At 41.5% G+C, this 17,993-nt stretch carries 12 protein-coding genes, 1 tRNA gene, 3 pseudogenes and 2 other annotated features; of the genes and pseudogenes, 13 read left to right on the forward strand and 3 right to left on the reverse strand.

Annotated features, from left to right (window positions below):
• Window positions 1-228 precede the first annotated feature (228 nt).
• From ACTQ9T_RS12635 to ACTQ9T_RS12660, 6 genes are all read left to right on the forward strand, one after another.
• Window positions 229-2,553: an NADP-dependent malic enzyme gene (locus tag ACTQ9T_RS12635; protein ID WP_240215910.1), complete on the forward strand. Its 2,325-nt coding sequence runs from the start codon at window positions 229-231 to the stop codon at window positions 2,551-2,553.
• A gap of 164 nt (window positions 2,554-2,717) precedes the next feature.
• On the forward strand, window positions 2,718-3,920 hold the full coding sequence (locus ACTQ9T_RS12640) for a tRNA nucleotidyltransferase (RefSeq protein WP_440465294.1): 1,203 nt from the start codon (window positions 2,718-2,720) through the stop codon (window positions 3,918-3,920).
• Between the two features lie 33 nt (window positions 3,921-3,953).
• Window positions 3,954-4,760, forward strand: coding sequence for a pteridine reductase (locus ACTQ9T_RS12645; protein ID WP_440465295.1), 807 nt, complete (start codon window positions 3,954-3,956; stop codon window positions 4,758-4,760).
• 83 nt (window positions 4,761-4,843) lie between these two features.
• A tRNA-Ile gene (locus ACTQ9T_RS12650) sits at window positions 4,844-4,920 on the forward strand.
• Window positions 4,921-5,091: 171 nt separating this feature from the next.
• Window positions 5,092-6,234, forward strand: a complete 1,143-nt coding sequence (locus ACTQ9T_RS12655; RefSeq protein WP_440465296.1) for a tyrosine-type recombinase/integrase — start codon at window positions 5,092-5,094, stop codon at window positions 6,232-6,234.
• A 47-nt stretch (window positions 6,235-6,281) separates the two neighbouring features.
• Window positions 6,282-7,501, forward strand: a protein-coding gene (locus tag ACTQ9T_RS12660; protein WP_440465297.1) for an IS3 family transposase whose coding sequence is annotated in 2 segments (ribosomal slippage) — window positions 6,282-6,558 and window positions 6,558-7,501 — 1,221 coding nt in all. Because the reading frame shifts where the segments join, the coding sequence is not laid out codon by codon here.
• Window positions 6,557-6,673, forward strand: a sequence feature (AL1L pseudoknot). Its footprint overlaps the gene before it by 117 nt.
• 894 nt (window positions 7,502-8,395) lie before the next feature.
• Here the strand turns inward: ACTQ9T_RS12660 and ACTQ9T_RS12665 are convergent.
• Together ACTQ9T_RS12665 and ACTQ9T_RS12670 are read right to left on the reverse strand one after the other, a co-directional pair.
• Window positions 8,396-9,250, reverse strand: coding sequence for an IclR family transcriptional regulator (locus tag ACTQ9T_RS12665; RefSeq protein WP_440465298.1), 855 nt, complete (start codon window positions 9,248-9,250; stop codon window positions 8,396-8,398).
• A 120-nt stretch (window positions 9,251-9,370) separates the two neighbouring features.
• Entirely contained in the window at window positions 9,371-10,588 is a 1,218-nt protein-coding gene (locus ACTQ9T_RS12670) for a CaiB/BaiF CoA transferase family protein (protein WP_440465299.1), read from the reverse strand.
• A 303-nt stretch (window positions 10,589-10,891) separates the two neighbouring features.
• On the opposite strand from ACTQ9T_RS12670, the gene ACTQ9T_RS12675 reads away from it, so the two are divergent.
• Both ACTQ9T_RS12675 and ACTQ9T_RS12680 read left to right on the forward strand, forming a co-directional pair.
• On the forward strand, window positions 10,892-12,046 hold the full coding sequence (locus tag ACTQ9T_RS12675) for an acyl-CoA dehydrogenase family protein (protein WP_440465300.1): 1,155 nt from the start codon (window positions 10,892-10,894) through the stop codon (window positions 12,044-12,046).
• 51 nt (window positions 12,047-12,097) lie between these two features.
• Window positions 12,098-13,336 carry an MFS transporter gene (locus ACTQ9T_RS12680; RefSeq protein WP_440465301.1) on the forward strand — a complete coding sequence of 413 codons (1,239 nt, stop codon included), beginning with the start codon at window positions 12,098-12,100 and terminating at the stop codon, window positions 13,334-13,336.
• 169 nt (window positions 13,337-13,505) lie between these two features.
• Here the strand turns inward: ACTQ9T_RS12680 and ACTQ9T_RS12685 are convergent.
• Window positions 13,506-14,677 (reverse strand): annotated as a pseudogene (locus ACTQ9T_RS12685) (IS3 family transposase).
• Window positions 14,335-14,451, reverse strand: a sequence feature (AL1L pseudoknot). (Overlaps the previous pseudogene by 117 nt.)
• Before the next feature lie 96 nt (window positions 14,678-14,773).
• Here ACTQ9T_RS12685 and ACTQ9T_RS12690 point away from each other — a divergent pair.
• The 5 genes and pseudogenes from ACTQ9T_RS12690 to ACTQ9T_RS12710 all read left to right on the forward strand — a co-directional run.
• Window positions 14,774-15,018: pseudogene (locus ACTQ9T_RS12690) on the forward strand (IS3 family transposase); the annotation flags it as partial.
• 124 nt (window positions 15,019-15,142) lie between these two features.
• Window positions 15,143-15,310, forward strand: a complete 168-nt coding sequence (locus ACTQ9T_RS12695; protein ID WP_440465302.1) for a hypothetical protein — start codon at window positions 15,143-15,145, stop codon at window positions 15,308-15,310.
• Between the two features lie 285 nt (window positions 15,311-15,595).
• Window positions 15,596-16,123: pseudogene (locus ACTQ9T_RS12700) on the forward strand (1,6-dihydroxycyclohexa-2,4-diene-1-carboxylate dehydrogenase); the annotation flags it as partial.
• 245 nt (window positions 16,124-16,368) lie between these two features.
• Complete coding sequence (gene benE / locus ACTQ9T_RS12705; RefSeq protein WP_440465303.1) at window positions 16,369-17,565, forward strand: benzoate/H(+) symporter BenE; 1,197 nt, start codon at window positions 16,369-16,371, stop codon at window positions 17,563-17,565.
• A 109-nt stretch (window positions 17,566-17,674) separates the two neighbouring features.
• Window positions 17,675-17,923, forward strand: coding sequence for an IS630 transposase-related protein (locus ACTQ9T_RS12710; RefSeq protein ID WP_440465304.1), 249 nt, complete (start codon window positions 17,675-17,677; stop codon window positions 17,921-17,923).
• Window positions 17,924-17,993 lie beyond the last annotated feature (70 nt).

A 17,993-nucleotide genomic window follows, 5' to 3' on the forward strand; every position in this document is an offset into this window, starting at 1 on the left:
ACGGCTATTGACTAGGCGCGAATTGTCAATAGTGCTAGAATAACTATTTTGCAAAATTGCTTTTTTCGCTGCAATCTAAGCGCCAATCATTACCTTTTTATCGATCATTACCTTTTTTAGTGTAACTGTGCCCTCTTCTTATCATATCTTATGGTTTTTTGAGGGTTCGGCGTTAGTTTTTTATCACCATTTAATCTATTCCAATTTATTCCAACCATGGCAATTATTATGAATGACGATATCACTTTGAATACGGATAACCCTAATACGGAAAAAGAGCAGTTTGAACAAGCTGCCCTCCATTATCATGAGTTTCCAAGACCAGGTAAAATCTCAGTTACCCCTATCAAGCAATTGGCCAACCAACGAGATCTAGCACTTGCCTACTCTCCAGGTGTTGCTGTACCGTGTCTTGAAATTCAAAGAGACCCAGCATTAGCGGCCAAATATACAGCGCGTAGCAACTTGGTCGGTGTCATCACCAATGGTACTGCCGTACTAGGTTTAGGTAATATCGGCCCGTTGGCGTCAAAACCAGTGATGGAAGGTAAAGGGGTTCTGTTCAAAAAGTTTGCGGGTATTGATGTTTTTGATATTGAAATTGCCCAAAACGATCCAGACAAATTCATTGAAGCCGTCGCTTCTCTTGAGCCAACATTTGGCGGTATCAACCTAGAAGATATCAAAGCACCAGAATGTTTCAAAATCGAACGTGAATTGCGTAAGCGCATGAACATTCCCGTATTCCATGACGATCAACATGGTACCTCAATCATTGTTGCCGCAGCCATGCTAAACGCTCTGTTGATTACTGGCAAAAAAATTGAAGAGATTAAAATTGTTTGTTCAGGCGCAGGCGCAGCAGCCATTTCTTGCTTAGATATCATTTGCGCCCTTGGTGTTAATAAGAACAACATTATTGTTTCAGATTCACGTGGTATTATCAGTACTAGCCGTGAAAACCTTGACGAAACCAAACAGCGCTATGCTCGTGATATCACGGCTACTTCTATCGAAGAAGTCATGGACGATGTCGATATGTTCCTAGGTCTATCAATGCCAGGTACACTATCAGAAGATATGGTACGCCGTATGGCAAAAGACCCTATCGTCTTTGCACTTGCCAACCCAACACCTGAAATCATGCCAGAATTGGCACATGCGGTACGTCCAGACGTCATCATGGCAACTGGTCGTTCAGACTATCCAAACCAAGTAAACAACGCGCTATGCTTCCCGTACATCTTCCGCGGTGCATTGGATGTTGGCGCAACGACCGTCAACGAAGAGATGAAAGTCGCTTGCGTAAAAGCAATCGCTGCGATGGCACACGTCGAAGCTACTCCAACTACCAGCGCTAGAAACATCGAAAAGATGCAGAGTTTTGGTCGTGACTACTTAATCCCAGGCCCTCTAGAGCCAAATCTAATCATTGAGATTGCCTCTGCTGTTGCCAAAGCAGCAATGGATTCAGGCGTTGCCACGCTACCTATCGATGACATGCAAGCATATCGTCAGCGTCTGTCTGAGTTTGTTTATAACTCAGCGTTTGTGATGAAGCCAATCTTTGCTCGTGCTAAAGCTGATCCAAAACGTATTGTGTATTGTGAAGGTGAAGACAACAATATCTTGCTCGCTGTGCAAGTCGTCGTGGATGAGAAGCTAGCACAACCTATCTTGGTTGGTCGCCCTTCAGTTATCGAAGCCAATATCAAAAAACTGGGCCTACGTCTAAAAGATGGCGAGAATATTACCATCGTCAACGTTGATGACGATCCTCGCTACAAAGACTACTGGCAGGGCTACTACGAGAAGAACAAACGCCGCGGTGTAAGCATTGAGCTTGCTCGTCGTGATGTTCGCCGTAAGACGACTCTGATTGGTTCTTTGCTAGTCGAAAATGGTGCGGCAGATGGCATGGTATGTGGTACATTTGGCCATTATCAATTGCATCTAAAATACGTTGAAAGCGTCATTGGTAAAAAAGAAGGTATGAACGACTTTTATGCGATGAATGCCGTATTGATGCAAGATCGTAACATTTTCATCGCGGATACCTATATCCACGAAGATCCAACGGCTGAACAGTTGGCTGAAATGACGGTCTTGGCAACTGATCAGTTACGTCGTTTTGGTATCACGCCACGTGTCGCGCTAGTTTCTCATGCTAACTTTGGTGCTTCAAACCGTGCCAGCGCTGTCAAAATGCGTAAGGTTCATGAGCTACTAACCAATATGAATGTCGACTTTGAATTCGAAGGCGAAATGCAAGGTGACGCCGCGCTGAATGAGCATATCCGTCTAAACGACATGCCATCAAGTCCGTTAAAAGGTGCAGCGAACTTGCTCATCTTGCCAACACTTGATGCATCAAACATCGCTTTCAACCTGCTTAAAACCGCAACTGGCAGTGCTTCTATTGGCCCTATCCTATTAGGTACTAATAAGCCAGTGCATATTTTGACGCCATCAGCGACAGCACGTGGTATCGTCAACATGACTGCACTGACCGTTACTGAAGCTCAGGATTTAGAGAACGAAGCTCAGAAATAGCTCAACGATAGTATAAGTGTGTTATTAGCACCATCACTGTAATTTATTTATGGAGATGGTCTGCTATACTAAAACCAGTCAGTGCTTTATTAAAAGCGCTGACTGGTTTTTTTTGTCAATCACCCTTTCATTAGTGTCAATTAAGTCAATAAATAGGAACTATTATGCAAGTTTATCTCGTCGGCGGCGCAGTACGTGATCGATTGCTAGATCGTCCTATTAAAGACAAAGACTTCGTTGTCGTTGGGGCGACAGTAGCAGAGATGATTGCTGCTGGATTTCAACAAGTGGGCGCAGATTTCCCTGTGTTTTTGCATCCGACCAGTCATGAAGAGTATGCGCTAGCACGTACCGAACGCAAGCAAGGACGAGGCTATCAGGGCTTTAGTGTCCATGCCAGCCCTGAAGTGACGCTGTTGGAAGATTTGCAACGACGCGACTTAACCGTCAATGCCATGGCAATCGAAGTCACGAGCCTCACTGACGACACTCCTATCAGTGGCGAAGTAGTCGATTATTATGGTGGACTGAGTGACATAAAAAGCAAAACCCTACGCCATGTCTCCAGCGCTTTTAACGAAGATCCATTACGGGTGCTTAGAACGGCGCGCTTTTATGGGCGTTATTATGACTTAGGCTTTACGATTGCTGATGAGACCTTGGCATTAATGCGCCAGTTGGTCAGCTCGGGCGAACTGTCACATTTGAGTAGTGAGCGTATTTGGCAAGAATCGAGCCGCGCAATGATGCAGGTCTCTCCTCAGGTATACTGGCAGCAATTGTTCGAAATCGATGCTTTAACAGAATACTTTGCGCCCTTACATCAGACGTGGAGCGCTAATGGTCACATACGAGAGACGGTACAGACCGCGCTGTATTTCGCGGGTCAAATGCAATTGAACTTATCACAACGCTGGGCGTTATTACTGTCCAGTCTTAATCCAGCGTTATTTGGTTTAACACCCTGTGAAACGATGCCTGCCACAAAAGCTATTATTGAAATAGGCAATACCGCCAAAGCACCAAAAGCTCAAACTCAGTTTGCGACTTTATTCGTGCAGCAAGGCGAAAAATTAAAGCGTATAAATGAGCTTAGTGCGAGTGAAAAAATAGACCTTATCCAAGCCTGTAGCGCCCATAAAGAGCCTGATAAGCTCTCGCAACTGCTAGTGACCAGCCACGTGTTGCAACTCGCCTCTCAGCACCGTGAGATGATGCTAGCCTTAGGCAGCTTCCATGCTATCGGTGTCAAAGATATCGAGTCAGACCTTAAAGGCCCAGTGATTGGTGCGGCATTGCGACAAGCCAGAATTGAACACTTACAAGCGCACGATATGTCTTTAACACCCTCTGAAAAGATGGCTTAAAAATCACTCTCAAATGTCTACTAAAACTTAACTATGAATCAAAAAATTAACACCTCTTTAACAGAAAATACCGTTGCACCAGTGATGCTGGTGACTGGCAGCGCTAAGCGTATCGGTGCCGCCATTATCACAGCCGCACACCGTCAAGGCTACCGTGTCATTATCCATTGTCATCATAGTGAGCAAGAAGCCAATGCCCTAGCCGATGAGCTCAATGAAAATCGAGCCGATAGTGCCTTGGTAATCGTCGCTGATTTGGCAATCGTTAATGACAGCTCGGCTCTTAGCCAGTTCATTCAAAATATCATGGAAAGTTTTGGTCAGCTCGATGTGCTAGTACATAATGCGTCACGGTTTTATCCGAGTCAGCTTGGTAGTATCGAAAAAGCACAATGGGACGAATTGTTTTTGACCAATGCAAAAGCGCCCTTACTCTTAAGCCAAGCGTTATATCCGTATCTGAAAGCACGGCAAGGTTGCATCATTAGCCTCCTCGATATTCATGCACATAATAAGCCATTCAGCACTTATACCGTCTATAACATGGCAAAGGCCGCTCACCGGATGATGGTGCAATCTCTCGCACTCGATATGGCACCTGATGTGCGCGTCAATGGTGTTGCCCCTGGGGTCAATATATTACCTGAGACTGATAGCGACCAAGCGCTTGATAATGAGCAACAACATAGTATTATTAGCTCCATTCCTATGCAAAGAATAGGCAAACCAGCTGACATTGCCCATTGCGTGCTCTATTTGGCTGAGGCAAGTTATGTGACTGGCGAGATTATCGCGGTTGATGGCGGGCGTAGTTTGACGTTGGCTGGTGGCAGTTATTAACAAGTCATCAAATACTCTGCGCTACTTGTTAACTTTTACTTGAAAAATTCAAAAAATAAGGTATCATTGTCCGTCTAGCGTTAGGGCCCATAGCTCAGTTGGTTAGAGCAGAGGACTCATAATCCTTTGGTCGTAGGTTCAAGTCCTACTGGGCCCACCAAATTCAAACCCTTACAAGCATTGGCTTGTAAGGGTTTTTTATTGCTTAAATTTCATGAAAACACATTGATGTAATTAATTTTTTGATACTATCTTGATACTTTTACCCTTGTAGTAATTAAAGTATGATGACTACTAACACTATGGTTATGTACTGCTACATGGGTGATATATGAAGGTTAAGCTTACCAAAAAATTTATTGATTCAATAGACTATACCGCTAAAGGTACTGATATCTATATGGATGATGTATTAACTGGATTTGCACTACGTGTAGGTAAGCAATCAAAGCGCTATACATTACATAAGCGTATAAATGGAAAGCTATATCGAGATGAAGTAGAAGAAACACATTTGATTACGCTAACCGAAGCACGTGAAAAAGCCAGCATAATGATGGCAAATATAAAAAAAGGTATGCATGTTTATGACGGGCTTCATGAGAACCTAGAAGATCCGAAGGATAAGACCAATAATGTGCCAACACTGCAAGAAGCTTATGACTACTTTAAATCAACGAAGACGGGCTTAGCTAAAGGCACTATTACCACTTATGACCGTCAAATACTAAATAAGCTGAAAGACTGGCTAAATATCTCTCTAAATGATATTACTAAGTCAATGATAAGTGATAAACATAAAGAGATAAGCAAGCATAGCGAAGCTCAGGCTAATGCAACTATGAGAGCTCTGAGATCCATTTGGAATTATTGCCGTGATAGCTTTTTAGATGATGACGAAGACTTTTTAATCAAAGAGCAACCTATACGTATACTCAATGCTAAGAAAGACTGGAATAGAGTTAAGCCACGTACCAAACATATCGAAGAAGAATATTTAGGTACGTACCTTAAAACGCTTTTAAATTATATCGAAGGAGAATATTTAGGTACGTACCTTAAAACGCTTTTAAATTATATCGAAGGAGAATATTTAGGTACGTACCTTAAAACGCTTTTAAATTATGTTGATAGAAGCTCACACATGCAAGCACCTCATAGTAACAATGCACGAGATATCATGCTATTTTTCATGTTTACTGGTGTGCGTTTAAACGAAGTACAGTCTTTAAAGTGGTCTGACATCGACCTTAAAGCTGGCAGGATAATATTCAAAGATACCAAAAACGGTTCTGATTATCATATGCCTACTAGTGATGTTTTACAGGCTCTACTCGAAGAAAGGTGGAGAATGAGTTCTGGTAAGCAATGGGTACTTCCAAGTGACTTGCAAGCCAGCGATGATCATATAAAAGACTTAAGTGGTAGTTATAAGTCCATAGGTAAACAAGCAAACCTATATATTACACCTTGAACCGCCCCAGTATTGTCGGAGACTCAACATTCTGAGAGAATACGACGATGAACACACGAAACTACACTCCTGAGATTAAAGAACGCGCCGTTCGCATGCTGATTGAAGCGGCAGGTGACTATCCCTCCACCTGGTCAGCGACTCAAGCCATTGCCTCTAAGATTGGCTGCACACCTGAAACTCTACGCTCGTGGCATAAAAAGCACATCGATCAAACTATTCCTGCAAATATTCAGGCTCAAAGTCAAGAGCAGCGTATTAAGGATCTTGAGCGCGAAAATAGAGAGCTTAAGCAAGCCAATGAGATTATACGTAAGGCTGCCGCTTTTTTCGCCCAGGCGGAGCTCGACCGTCCACCCAGATAATGGTTCAATTCATCGACGATCATAAGAATAATTATGGGATCGAGCCAATCTGTCGAGTATTACCGATTGCCCCGTCAACTTATTATCGTGCTCAAGACTTAAGCGACAACCCACACAAGCATTCACTGCGCAGTCAGCATGACGACTTCTACCTCAGTGAAATTATACGCATCTGGCAGGACAGCAAATGCCGTTATGGTGTGCGTAAAGTCTGGCAGCAGATGAAAGCAGATGGATTACGCATTGCTCGTTGCACCGTAGAGCGTTTAATGAAGCAGTATGGTATGCAAGGCATTTGGCGCGGCAAGGGCAAGATCACAACCAATAGCCGTGACGACCAAAAGCGTGCTGATGACTTGGTCAATCGTAACTTTAGCGCTCATCGCCCTAACCAGCTTTGGGTTGCTGACTGTACCTATATCAAGACACTGAGTGGCTGGGTATATACCGCTTTTATTATTGATGTGTTTACTCGCGCTATCGTCGGCTGGAAAGTATCGAATCGTATGAACACTGATATGGTAATGGCAGCATTAAATCAAGCGATAACAGATAGAAACAATCCTAAAGATGTGATTCATCACAGTGATCGAGGGGTTCAGTACTTATCTATTCGCTATACCGATAAGATGACGGACTCTGGCGTCATTGCATCTGTTGGCACAACAGGCGATTCATACGATAATGCGTTGGCCGAAACGGTTAACGGGCTCTATAAAACGGAAGTGATTGATTATTTAAAACAGCAGTGGCAAGGCGTGAATGATGTTGAACTGGCTACTTTAGAGTGGGTCGATTGGTTCAACAAAACACGTTTACATAGCACGATTAGTTATGTGTCGCCTTTTGAGTTTGAAAAGCGGTATTATGACAGTTTAACCCTGTCAGGCATTGCTGCCTGACTCAAGTAAAACACTCTCCGATATAGTCGGGGCGGTTCAACCAAGTAATTGTCACTTCAGAAGCTGTAATGTAAAGAGCTAATTATAATTTATTAGATTTTGATAAGTAAGATCAATATAAGTTTACTGGTGTTACATATAACTCTCAGTGAAAGAAAAATATTTACTATCATATCAACCTATCAATCAATTTTGATTAACTTATTTTAATTATTAAGCTTAATTGATAATAGGCCTAATATACAAAAACCCTTACAGCTATTAGCTTATAAGGGTTTTTATTGTCTAAACTTTAGTAAAACCTAACTATATAAAAATTATTTAATACTTTGTTATCTGAACCACCCTGACTATATAGGAAGCTTCTTTGATGATTGGATTAAGCTTTGCATTTGCACTGAGACAGGAATGGCTTGGTCTATGTATTTTTTATGCCATGATCGCAGGATTTCAGATGAGATGCCCATCTTTGACATTATGGCTTGGATAGCCATCTGAGTGAAAAATAGCCGTTTGCTACTTCAGTCAGCATGCGAACGGCGCGCTATTTAAGCTCAGAAGTGCAGGTTGTCGTTTAACTGTCTTATTTTTTCAGATTATTTAATCTCGGGCAGTCCAGTCCAATTTTATTATGCTAATACTGGAAAATATGGCTTGATATTTACCGTCAAAACACTTAATTAAAATCTCTCAAGTTTATCTCTACATTTTTTTCAGAATAGCTCAATAGATCCTTCAATATTATGGTGTTAGAAATATCAATAATAGCTACACATCTAATAAATTAACTTTAATTTGGTAGATCAAAAAAGCCCTGCATACTATTACTCATATAGTATGTAGGGCTTAAGAATTGAGTTTAATTTTCTTAGGTGATGTTATTAATATCAGGGTTTACATTAAATTAACTACTTCAGATTTAATATTATTAACCATAAGCAGCAAACGTGGTGCAACATCTTCTTCCAGTTTCTCACGTTTCATTACAAAGCTTGGACCACCACAGTTAAAAACTAACAAACCATGCTGTTCATGCATTAAGGGTACTGCTACAGAGCTGACTCCTTTATGCCAATCACCAATAGAAAAGCAATAACCAAAATCTTGGTAGTCTTTAAAGGCTTTGTCTAAGTCACGCCTGATTTTAATCCAATCTTCTTTGTATTTAATACGAATAGCATCCAATAAAAAATCACGCTCATCTGCTGGCATTGCTGCTAAACAAGCTCTTCCTGCTGAGCTCAAATGAATCGGTAAATAGCTTCCTACTTGGCGACGCATAGTGACATTACCTACACCTTGCACTACGTCCAAATAAATCATATTTAGACGATTCCTTGTTGCTACTGCTACAGCAGCCCCGGTATAATCAGCCAAATCTTTCATATATTGTTGTGCGACCGAACGAATTGAAACATTCGATAGCATAGAATAACCGAGTGCTAACACGCCTGCAGAAAGCTGAAATTTACTCGAATTTGGAACTTGTTTAATATAGTCCAATCGAGATAGTGTATGGGTTAATCGCGTAATGGTGGGCTTAGGCAAGCCAGTCATTTTTGACAACTCTTGGTTACCAAGATTTGTTTGTTCAGTAGAAAAACAGCGTAGTAATTCTAGGCCGCGTGCTAGAGCAGTAATAAACTGACGATCCTCCTCATCCAACATATCTTCAATAGGATGTAGTAATTCATGTCTTAAAACAGACACTATCTTTTCAGTTTTTTTATCAGGGGTAACATCACTCATAGTCACACAGTCTACTTAATATTAATTGTTCGCATAGTGGGAATTATAAGCTATTTAGATACACAATAGCAAAATCACCAATTAGGATTACATATATCAGGCTGTTTAAGTGCAAGTGAACTAACCAATTACGTTGTTTTTTCTCAACTTAGCCAACTCCTCTTGACTCGCTATACGAGATAAAATTTCATCGGTATGTTGCCCTAAAGTTGGGGGTGCTTGACGATATTCAACTGGTGTTCTGGACATCTTGATCGGTGAACCAATTAATGTCAAATTCTTAGACTCAGGATGTTGCATATCGATCAACATATTACGAGCCATTACTTGCGGCTCTTTGAAGGCTTGCTCAAGATTATTAATTAACCCGACTGGTACTTTCGCTGTCTGAATAGCTGACACCCACTCATCTGCCGTTCGCGTTGCAAAGTGTGCCGCAAGAAGCGTGGTGACTTCGGTGCGATGATTGATTCTCTGTGCATTGCTACTAAACCTTGGATCTTGGGGTAAATCAGCTAAACCGATGGCCTCACACAACTGAGCAAATTGCTTGTCATTGCCGCATGCAATAATGAAGTCTCGATCAGAGGCCTTAAACACTTGGTAAGGCACTATATTGGCATGGGCATTACCGTAACGCGTTGGCACTTTACCAGACGCCAAATAATTCATACCCTGATTAGCTAATGTGGCGATTTGCACATCTAGCAATGCCATATCAATATACTGTCCTAGTCCACTAAGATGTCGGTTTAATAAAGCAGCTTGAATAGCGACTGTGGCATATAAACCAGTGGTTATATCAGAAAAGGCGATACCGAGTTTCTGTGGCCCACCACCCGGTAAACTGTCTTTTTCACCGGTAACTGACATTAAACCACCCATACCTTGAATAATAAAATCATAGCCAGGTTCCTCTGCTCGTGGACCAGTCTGCCCAAATCCAGTAATTGAGCAATATACTAGTCGTGGGTTGATTCGCGATAAGCTCTCGTAGTCCAAGTTATATTTTTTCAAAGAGTCAGTTTTGTAATTTTCAATTAATACATCAGTATCTTTTATTAGTGCGTGGATAAGGGCTTGGCCTTCAACCGTTGAGATATCAATAGCAACTGATTGTTTATTACGATTAGTTGACTGATAGTAAGCGGCTTCATGACTGTCTTCTCCTTGATCATTTTTCATCCATGGTGGTCCCCATGCGCGTGTATCATCACCATATTTTGGGCGCTCTATCTTAATGACTTCTGCACCAAGATCTGCAAGAATCTGTCCACACCAAGGCCCTGCAAGCACTCGACTTAGGTCAAGCACACGAATTCCATCTAAAGCACCCATAATAATTCCTTTTGTTTTATAAACATTCCCTGCGATAAAATAGCATTTTAGTTTCGCTAAGCGATATAATAACTCAATATACACCTATTTTTATAAAAATCAATATCAGTTTTTAGCCTAAAAGCCATTGTATCAATAGTATATAGCTCTAAAAAACAAAACTTTCATGTAATAAATACCGCATTGCGATATTAATTCATAAAAAGTATTGTTTTATGAATTAAAATTCTTTATATTATGCTGATACTGTTGCTCTATATCTATAGTTTATTACTTTTTCAAAGCTCTACTTAAGGACAGTTTATGATTCGCGACAAGGAAAATCTGGACTCATTAATCTATATGATACGTAAATTTGTTGAAGGCGTATTTATTCCCAATGAAGATCTAGTTGCAAAAACAGATGAAATTCCTGCAGCCATTGTTGAGCAAATGAAAGAACTAGGTTTATTCGGTTTAACCATTCCTGAACAATACGAAGGTCTTGGCCTTACTATGGAAGAAGAAGTTTATGTAGCATTTGAATTAGGTCGTACCTCACCCGCCTTCCGTTCGCTGATTGGCACTAACAACGGTATTGGTTCATCAGGCTTGATTATCGATGGTACCGAAGCGCAAAAACAGCAATTTCTGCCGCGCTTAGCAAGTGGTTCAATTATTGGTGCCTTTTGTCTAACCGAGCCCGATTCAGGCTCTGATGCCGCCTCTTTAAAAACTACTGCAACAAAAGATGGTGATGACTACATTTTAAATGGTACCAAGCGCTATATCACTAATGCACCGCACGCTGGGGTCTTCACCGTCATGGCGCGAACTAACCCTCAACTCAAAGGTTCAGCAGCCATCTCCGCCTTTATAGTCGACAGTCAAACTGTAGGCATATCACTAGGTAAACGTGATAAAAAAATGGGCCAACAAGGCGCTCACACCTGTGATGTTATCTTTGAAGACTGTCGTATTCCAGCATCTGCATTAATTGGTGGAATTGAAGGCGTAGGTTTTAAAACCGCAATGAAGGTTTTAGACAAAGGTCGTATTCATATTGCAGCCATCAGTGTTGGTGCAACAACTCGAATGTTGGATGATGCGCTGCAATATGCAGTTGAGCGCAAACAATTTGGACAAGCGATTGCCCAGTTTCAGTTAATTCAAGGGATGCTTGCCGATTCAAAAGCTGAAATTTATGCTGCGAAGTGCATGGTAATTGATGCTGCACGCTTACGTGACTTAGGTAAAGAAGTTAGTACTGAAGCCTCTTGCGCAAAAATGTTTGCTACTGAAATGTGCGGTCGTGTTGCCGATCGTTGTGTTCAGATTCATGGGGGTGCTGGTTATATCAGTGAATATTCGATTGAGCGTTTTTATCGTGACGTGCGTTTATTCCGCTTATATGAAGGTACTACTCAAATTCAACAAGTAATTATCGCACGAAATATGATTCGTGAAGTAGCTCAATAAATTTTTTTGGCTTAATACGGTTAAGCCCTTTATATATAATGGATTATAATTATGAAGAGCACTTTATCCAAAATAGGTCCAAACACTTGGAAAATAGCCTTTATCTTTGCCTTTCTTGCCTTATTGGTTGATGGTGCAGATTTAATGCTTTTGTCTTATAGCTTGAGTAGTCTTATAGCTGAGTTTGGACTAACGTCGGTTGAAGCAGGGATGTTAGGCAGCTTTACTTTACTGGGTATGGCCATTGGTGGTATTTTCGGCGGCTGGGCTTGCGACCGTTTTGGTCGTGTGCGCGTAGTGGTCATCTCCATCTTATTATTTTCAATCTTGACTTGTGGTCTTGGCTTTACCCGATCATACGTTGAATTTGCTACATTGCGTTTCTTTGCCTCACTGGGTTTAGGTTCACTATACATTGCTTCCAATACATTAATGGCAGAATACGTACCGACCAAATATCGTACTACCGTGTTGGGTACGCTGCAAGCAGGCTGGACTGTGGGCTATATCGTAGCCACATTATTAGCAGGTTGGCTTATCCCCGATCATGGTTGGCGTATGCTATTTTATGTGGCTGCAATTCCAATTTTGATTGCTGTTCTAATGCATTTTTTGGTACCAGAACCAGCCTCATGGCAAGAAAACCGCTTAAAAAAAGAAAGTACGAATAAAGAAGTTAATACGCCATCAACATGGACAACTATTTTTCAAGATAAACGTAACCGCAATATGTTCATCCTTTGGGCTTTGACTGCAGGTTTCCTCCAGTTTGGTTACTATGGCGTAAACAATTGGATGCCGACTTACTTAGAAAGTGAGTTGGGTTTAAAATTCAAAGAAATGACTTCTTATATGGTTGGTACGTATGCTGCGATGATTTTTGGTAAAATCTTAGCTGGCTATATGGCTGATAAAGTGGGTCGTCGCTCTACCTATGCTTTTGGTGCCATTGGTACAGCCCTTTTCCTACCACTAATTGTGTTTTATAACTCACCCGCCAATATTCTTTATTTACTGGTGACTTTTGGCTTCTTATACGGTATTCCTTACGGTGTAAATGCTACATATATGGCCGAAAGCTTCCCAACGCTCATACGTGGTACGGCCATGGGTGGCGCTTACAATGTGGGACGCATCGGTGCAGCAACTGCGCCTGCAGTGATTGGTTACCTTGCAAGTGGTGGTTCAATTGGTATGGGTTTTGTAGTGATGGGAGGTGCGTACTTTATCTGCGGTATAATTCCAGCCTTGTTTATTAAAGAAAAACAATTCGATCCGCAAAAATCGTGATTTAATGCTCAGTTTAACAAGACTCTCAACCTTAAATTGATACCTAGATCATGAGTATTTAAGTTTGAACTAGGAACTGAGTTCTGTATTACACAGGGCTCAGTCTTTTTAGTTTGGCTGAATACATTTATGAACTGCCCCGATTATATCGGAGGTTGATTTACTTGAGTCAGGCAGCAATGCCTGACAGATTAAGATTAGTATAACACCGCTTTTCAAATTCGAAAGGTGACACATAAACAATCGTGCTATGCAGTCGTGTTTTACTAAACTAATCTGCCCATTCAAGGATTGCCAATTCAACATCGTTGACACCGTTCCAGATCTGCTTTAAATAATGAATGACCTCAGACTTATAAAGCCTGTTGACCGTTTCGGCCAATGCGTTATCGTATGAATCACCAGTCATACCCACAGAAGCGATAACACCAGCCTCAGCCATTCTATCGGTATAACGATTAGATAAATACTGAACGCCTCTATCGCTATGATGAATTACATCTTTTGGCTTATTCCTCTCTACTATCGCTTGATTTAAAGCTGCCATCACCATATCAGTATTCATACGATTCGATACCTTCCAACCCACAATAGTACGAGCAAATACATCAATAATAAAAGCGGTATAAACCCAGCCGCTCATGGTCTTGGTGTAAGTAAAATCCGCAACCCACAGCTGGTTAAGACAATGAGCCTTAAAGTTACGATTGACTAGGTCCTCTGCGCGCTTCTGGCCATCACGGCGGTTGGTGGTAATCTTGCCTTTGCCACGCCAAATCCCTTGCAGCTCATACTGAGTCATTAACCGCTCTACCGTACAACGAGCCACACGAATGTCATCCGTCTTCATCTGCCGCCAGACTTTACGCATACCATAGCGAGACTTACTGTCCTGCCAAATACGCTTAATCTCGCTAATATAGAAGTTCATCATGCTGCTGGCGTAAAGAGCGCTTTGCTGGACTATTAGCTAAATATTTTTCACGGTAATAGGCTGATGGGGCAATCGGTAGTACTCGATAGATTGGCTTGATCCCATAACTATCTTTATGGTTATCAATAAAATCGACCATCACTTTGGTGGGCGTTCGAGCTCCGCCTGGGCGAAAAAAGCAGCAGCCTTGCATATTTCTAGTTGGCTTGCTTGAGCTCTCTATTTTCGCGTTCAAGCTCTTTAATACGTTGCTTTTGGCTTTGAGCTTGTACTGAGGCAGGAATAGTTTGATCTATGTGCTTTTTATGCCATGATTACAGGGTTTCAGGCGTACAGCCAATCTTTGACGCTATAGCTTGAATGGTTGATCATGTGAAAGGATAGTCGCTCACTGCTTCTATCAGCATGCGAACGGCGCGTTCTTTAATGTCAGGAGTGTATGTCGTATTCTCTCAGCATGTTTAGTCTCCAACAATACTGGGGCGGTTCAGATCATTAAGTAGCATAAATTTAGGGGCTCAATATCTAGGCATGGTAATTACTTTGATAATGCACTTATAGAGAGAGCTTTCCGGAGATATTAAAGAATGAACTGGTGTATCACCAAGACTATAAAATAAGATTCGAATCCATCAGTGATATCACTAAATATATTGAGCTTGTTTACAACCAAACTAGAATTAGAAAGGGTTTAGGCTATAAATCGCCAAGACAGGTGTGGTTTGATTATTATCGTCAAGCTGCGTAACTAAAATCTCCCAAGTTTATGTGTAAGGATTTGACGGCAGGGATCACTTGGTAGTTTGATTGATTTGGCCAATAGCCAAGGTCATGAGATAAGTGATATAGAAAGCTTGTATAAGTTTAGCCAAATGGCACGTATACCTACGCATTTAGGTTTTGGTAAGCATAAGGGTGAGGCTATTTCAGATTTAGCTACGAGCTCTGAAGGTGCTGGCTATATTAAATGGCTGCTTAAACAGGACAGTGTTGACCCTTATTTAGCTCAAGCATGTCAGCAAACATTAGAGTCGTTATAAATACACTAACGTAGTCAATTTTATAGTAGAGCTATACTGAAAATTGAGATCAATACTAGAAATAGTTAACGCCAAAGTAGATTAAGTTCTGATTGAAACTATAATTTATTAGGTAGCAAATCCGTTAATATCATGGTGTTTAAAATCTCATCTATATATGCATATGCCATGTAATAATCTTACTCTGACAAGTCAGAAAATCTCTATATGCTATTATTTATATAGTTCAGAGAACTGAGGTATGAAACTTACTTTTCTTAGGTGACGCTATTAATATCGGGGTTTGATGTGCTGGTCAATAATGTTGGCGGCGCAATATGGATGAAGCCCTTCGTCAACTTTTCAGAAGAAGATATTAATAAAGAAGTCAGTCGTTCATTATTTCCGACATTGTGGTGTTGCCGTGCGGTATTACCAACGATGATTGAGCAGCAGTCTGGTACTATCGTCAATGTATCATCTGTCGCAACGCGCGGTATCAATCGCATACCCTACTCGACTGCGAAAGGCGGCGTGAATGCCATGACTGCATCGCTTGCTTTTGAGTATGCAAATGATGGTATCCGAGTGAATGCAGTGGCAACTGGCGGTACTGAAGCTCCACCCAGAAAGATTCCACGTAACGCCAAGCCCTTAACCTATGATGAAAAATCATGGATGAATGCGGTCGTTGATCAGACCATTGATCGCACCTTTATGAAACGCTACGGTACGATAGATGAGCAAGTCAATGCGATTGTATTTTTAGCGTCAGATGAATCGTCCTATATCACTGGGAGTACCATTCCTGTGGGTGGTGGCGACGAAGGCTAACCACATCAACTGAGCTTTTAAGTTAGGCAACACAACGTTTAAACAGCGTTCAAATTATTATAGTGGATTCAATTTAAAAAGAGCACAAGGCTGCTGGGATGAATTTTACGAAGCCTCTGTCTGGCAAAGCGCACAGCAAGCGAGGAAAATTTATACCAGCAGTAAACGTACCCCTTTTATAGCGTACCTCTTTTATTTTGAATAGGCTGTGTTATATGACTAGTGCTGATTTGCAAGGAAGCAATATGGCAACTGTAATTCAAACTTTGAAAGAAGACTGGTCGCTCTCCGCGTCCGTTGCAGGGTTTCTAGCCGTTCTTATCTCATATGCTGGGCCTTTGATTATCTTTTTTCAGGCAGCACAAGCAGCTCAAGTCTCAGATGCAATGATGGCATCTTGGATTTGGGGCGTCTCAATTGGGGCAGCCGTATCTGGCATTTTTCTATCTATTAAATACAAAACTCCTATCATCACCGCTTGGTCAGCACCCGGTACGGCTCTACTGGTAATCGTATTTCCAGAGATGAGTATTAATGAGGCAATATCCGCTTATATTATCTCAGCGATTGTGATATTTTTGGTCGGTGTAACTGGCTCATTTGACAAAATTCTACAATGGATTCCGAACGGCATTGCTGCTGGCATGATGGCTGGCATTTTGTTTCAATTTGGCTTAGAGTTGTTTGTTGCAACGGACACGATGCCATTTATCGTCTTTAGCATGCTCGCTTGCTACTTATTTGCCAAACGCTTTTCACCGCGCTATACCATGATTTGGGTACTGTTCTGCGGAGTCATTTTAAGTGTTATCTTCGGCAAGATGAACCCTATCGATATGAATTTAGCCATCACCATACCTACGCTTATTTGGCCTGAATGGTCATGGAACGCCACCTTTAACCTTGCTATCCCTCTTATCCTTGTCAGCTTAACCGGACAATTTTTACCCGGTATGGCTATCTTAAATCTCAGCGGTTACGATACACCAGCCAAGCCCATTGTAAGTGTCGCAAGCCTTGCCTCATTGGCGGTTGCCTGTGCTGGTGGCATCACCATTGTGCTAGCAGCCATCACCGCTGCCCTATGTACGGGCAAAGATGCGCACGAGCTCAAGGAAAAGCGCTACATTGCAGGAGTAGCAAATGGTATCTTTTATCTATTAGGCGGCTTGTTTGCTGGTAGTATTGTGATGGTATTCAGCTTATTACCAAAGGAGTTGGTCGCCGCCTTAGCTGGACTCGCACTTATCGGTGCTATTTCTGCCAATATCACAATTGCTATGAAAAACGACGAACAAAGAGACGCTGCATTAATTACTTTTTTGGCGACGGCATCCGGCATGAGCTTTTTAGGTCTTAGTTCTGTATTCTGGGGTATTCTTATCGGCATGATTGCCCACTATGTTTTAAACAAAAAATGTTTATTGCCCCTATTTTCATAACCCTCTTAATTTCATTGCGCGAATGGAATCACGAGCTAGATTATATTATAGTCAGTCCAAAATAGAAAAGGTACAATACTTTTAAACCAAGCAAAGTGAAATATAAAAGATGACCTACTCAGCAGATTTTCGAGCACAAGTTATCAAAAACATTAAGCAAAAAGACATGAGCATCCGTCAGGCCTGTACTTTTTACAATATCAGCAAGAGTACACTACAGCGCTGGCTTATAGATCCAAGCATCCAAACCACTAGAGTCAAAGCGCCAACCAGCATACCCAATGAAGCCCTTCTAAAAGATGTTAATCAATACTCAGATGACTATCTGTATGAGCGAGCTCGTCGTTTAAGATTCTAGAAATTAGGTGTAATGGACATTATTCATGCTGACGTAGGGTCTAACGCTATATACTGTCTATATTTGCAAG

The organism is Psychrobacter sp. ASPA161_6, assembly GCF_051970285.1.
Taxonomy (GTDB): domain Bacteria; phylum Pseudomonadota; class Gammaproteobacteria; order Pseudomonadales; family Moraxellaceae; genus Psychrobacter; species Psychrobacter glaciei.

Bases quoted from the DNA above. Each gene is read 5' to 3' on its own strand.
- ACTQ9T_RS12635 (WP_240215910.1), top strand. From the start codon at position 229: ATGAATGACGATATCACTTTGAATACGGATAACCCTAATACGGAAAAA.
- ACTQ9T_RS12640 (WP_440465294.1), top strand. From the start codon at position 2,718: ATGCAAGTTTATCTCGTCGGCGGCGCAGTACGTGATCGATTGCTAGAT.
- ACTQ9T_RS12645 (WP_440465295.1), top strand. From the start codon at position 3,954: ATGAATCAAAAAATTAACACCTCTTTAACAGAAAATACCGTTGCACCA.
- ACTQ9T_RS12655 (WP_440465296.1), top strand. From the start codon at position 5,092: ATGAAGGTTAAGCTTACCAAAAAATTTATTGATTCAATAGACTATACC.
- ACTQ9T_RS12665 (WP_440465298.1), bottom strand. From the start codon at position 9,250: ATGAGTGATGTTACCCCTGATAAAAAAACTGAAAAGATAGTGTCTGTT.
- ACTQ9T_RS12670 (WP_440465299.1), bottom strand. From the start codon at position 10,588: ATGGGTGCTTTAGATGGAATTCGTGTGCTTGACCTAAGTCGAGTGCTT.
- ACTQ9T_RS12675 (WP_440465300.1), top strand. From the start codon at position 10,892: ATGATTCGCGACAAGGAAAATCTGGACTCATTAATCTATATGATACGT.
- ACTQ9T_RS12680 (WP_440465301.1), top strand. From the start codon at position 12,098: ATGAAGAGCACTTTATCCAAAATAGGTCCAAACACTTGGAAAATAGCC.
- ACTQ9T_RS12695 (WP_440465302.1), top strand. From the start codon at position 15,143: ATGGCACGTATACCTACGCATTTAGGTTTTGGTAAGCATAAGGGTGAG.
- benE (WP_440465303.1), top strand. From the start codon at position 16,369: ATGGCAACTGTAATTCAAACTTTGAAAGAAGACTGGTCGCTCTCCGCG.
- ACTQ9T_RS12710 (WP_440465304.1), top strand. From the start codon at position 17,675: ATGACCTACTCAGCAGATTTTCGAGCACAAGTTATCAAAAACATTAAG.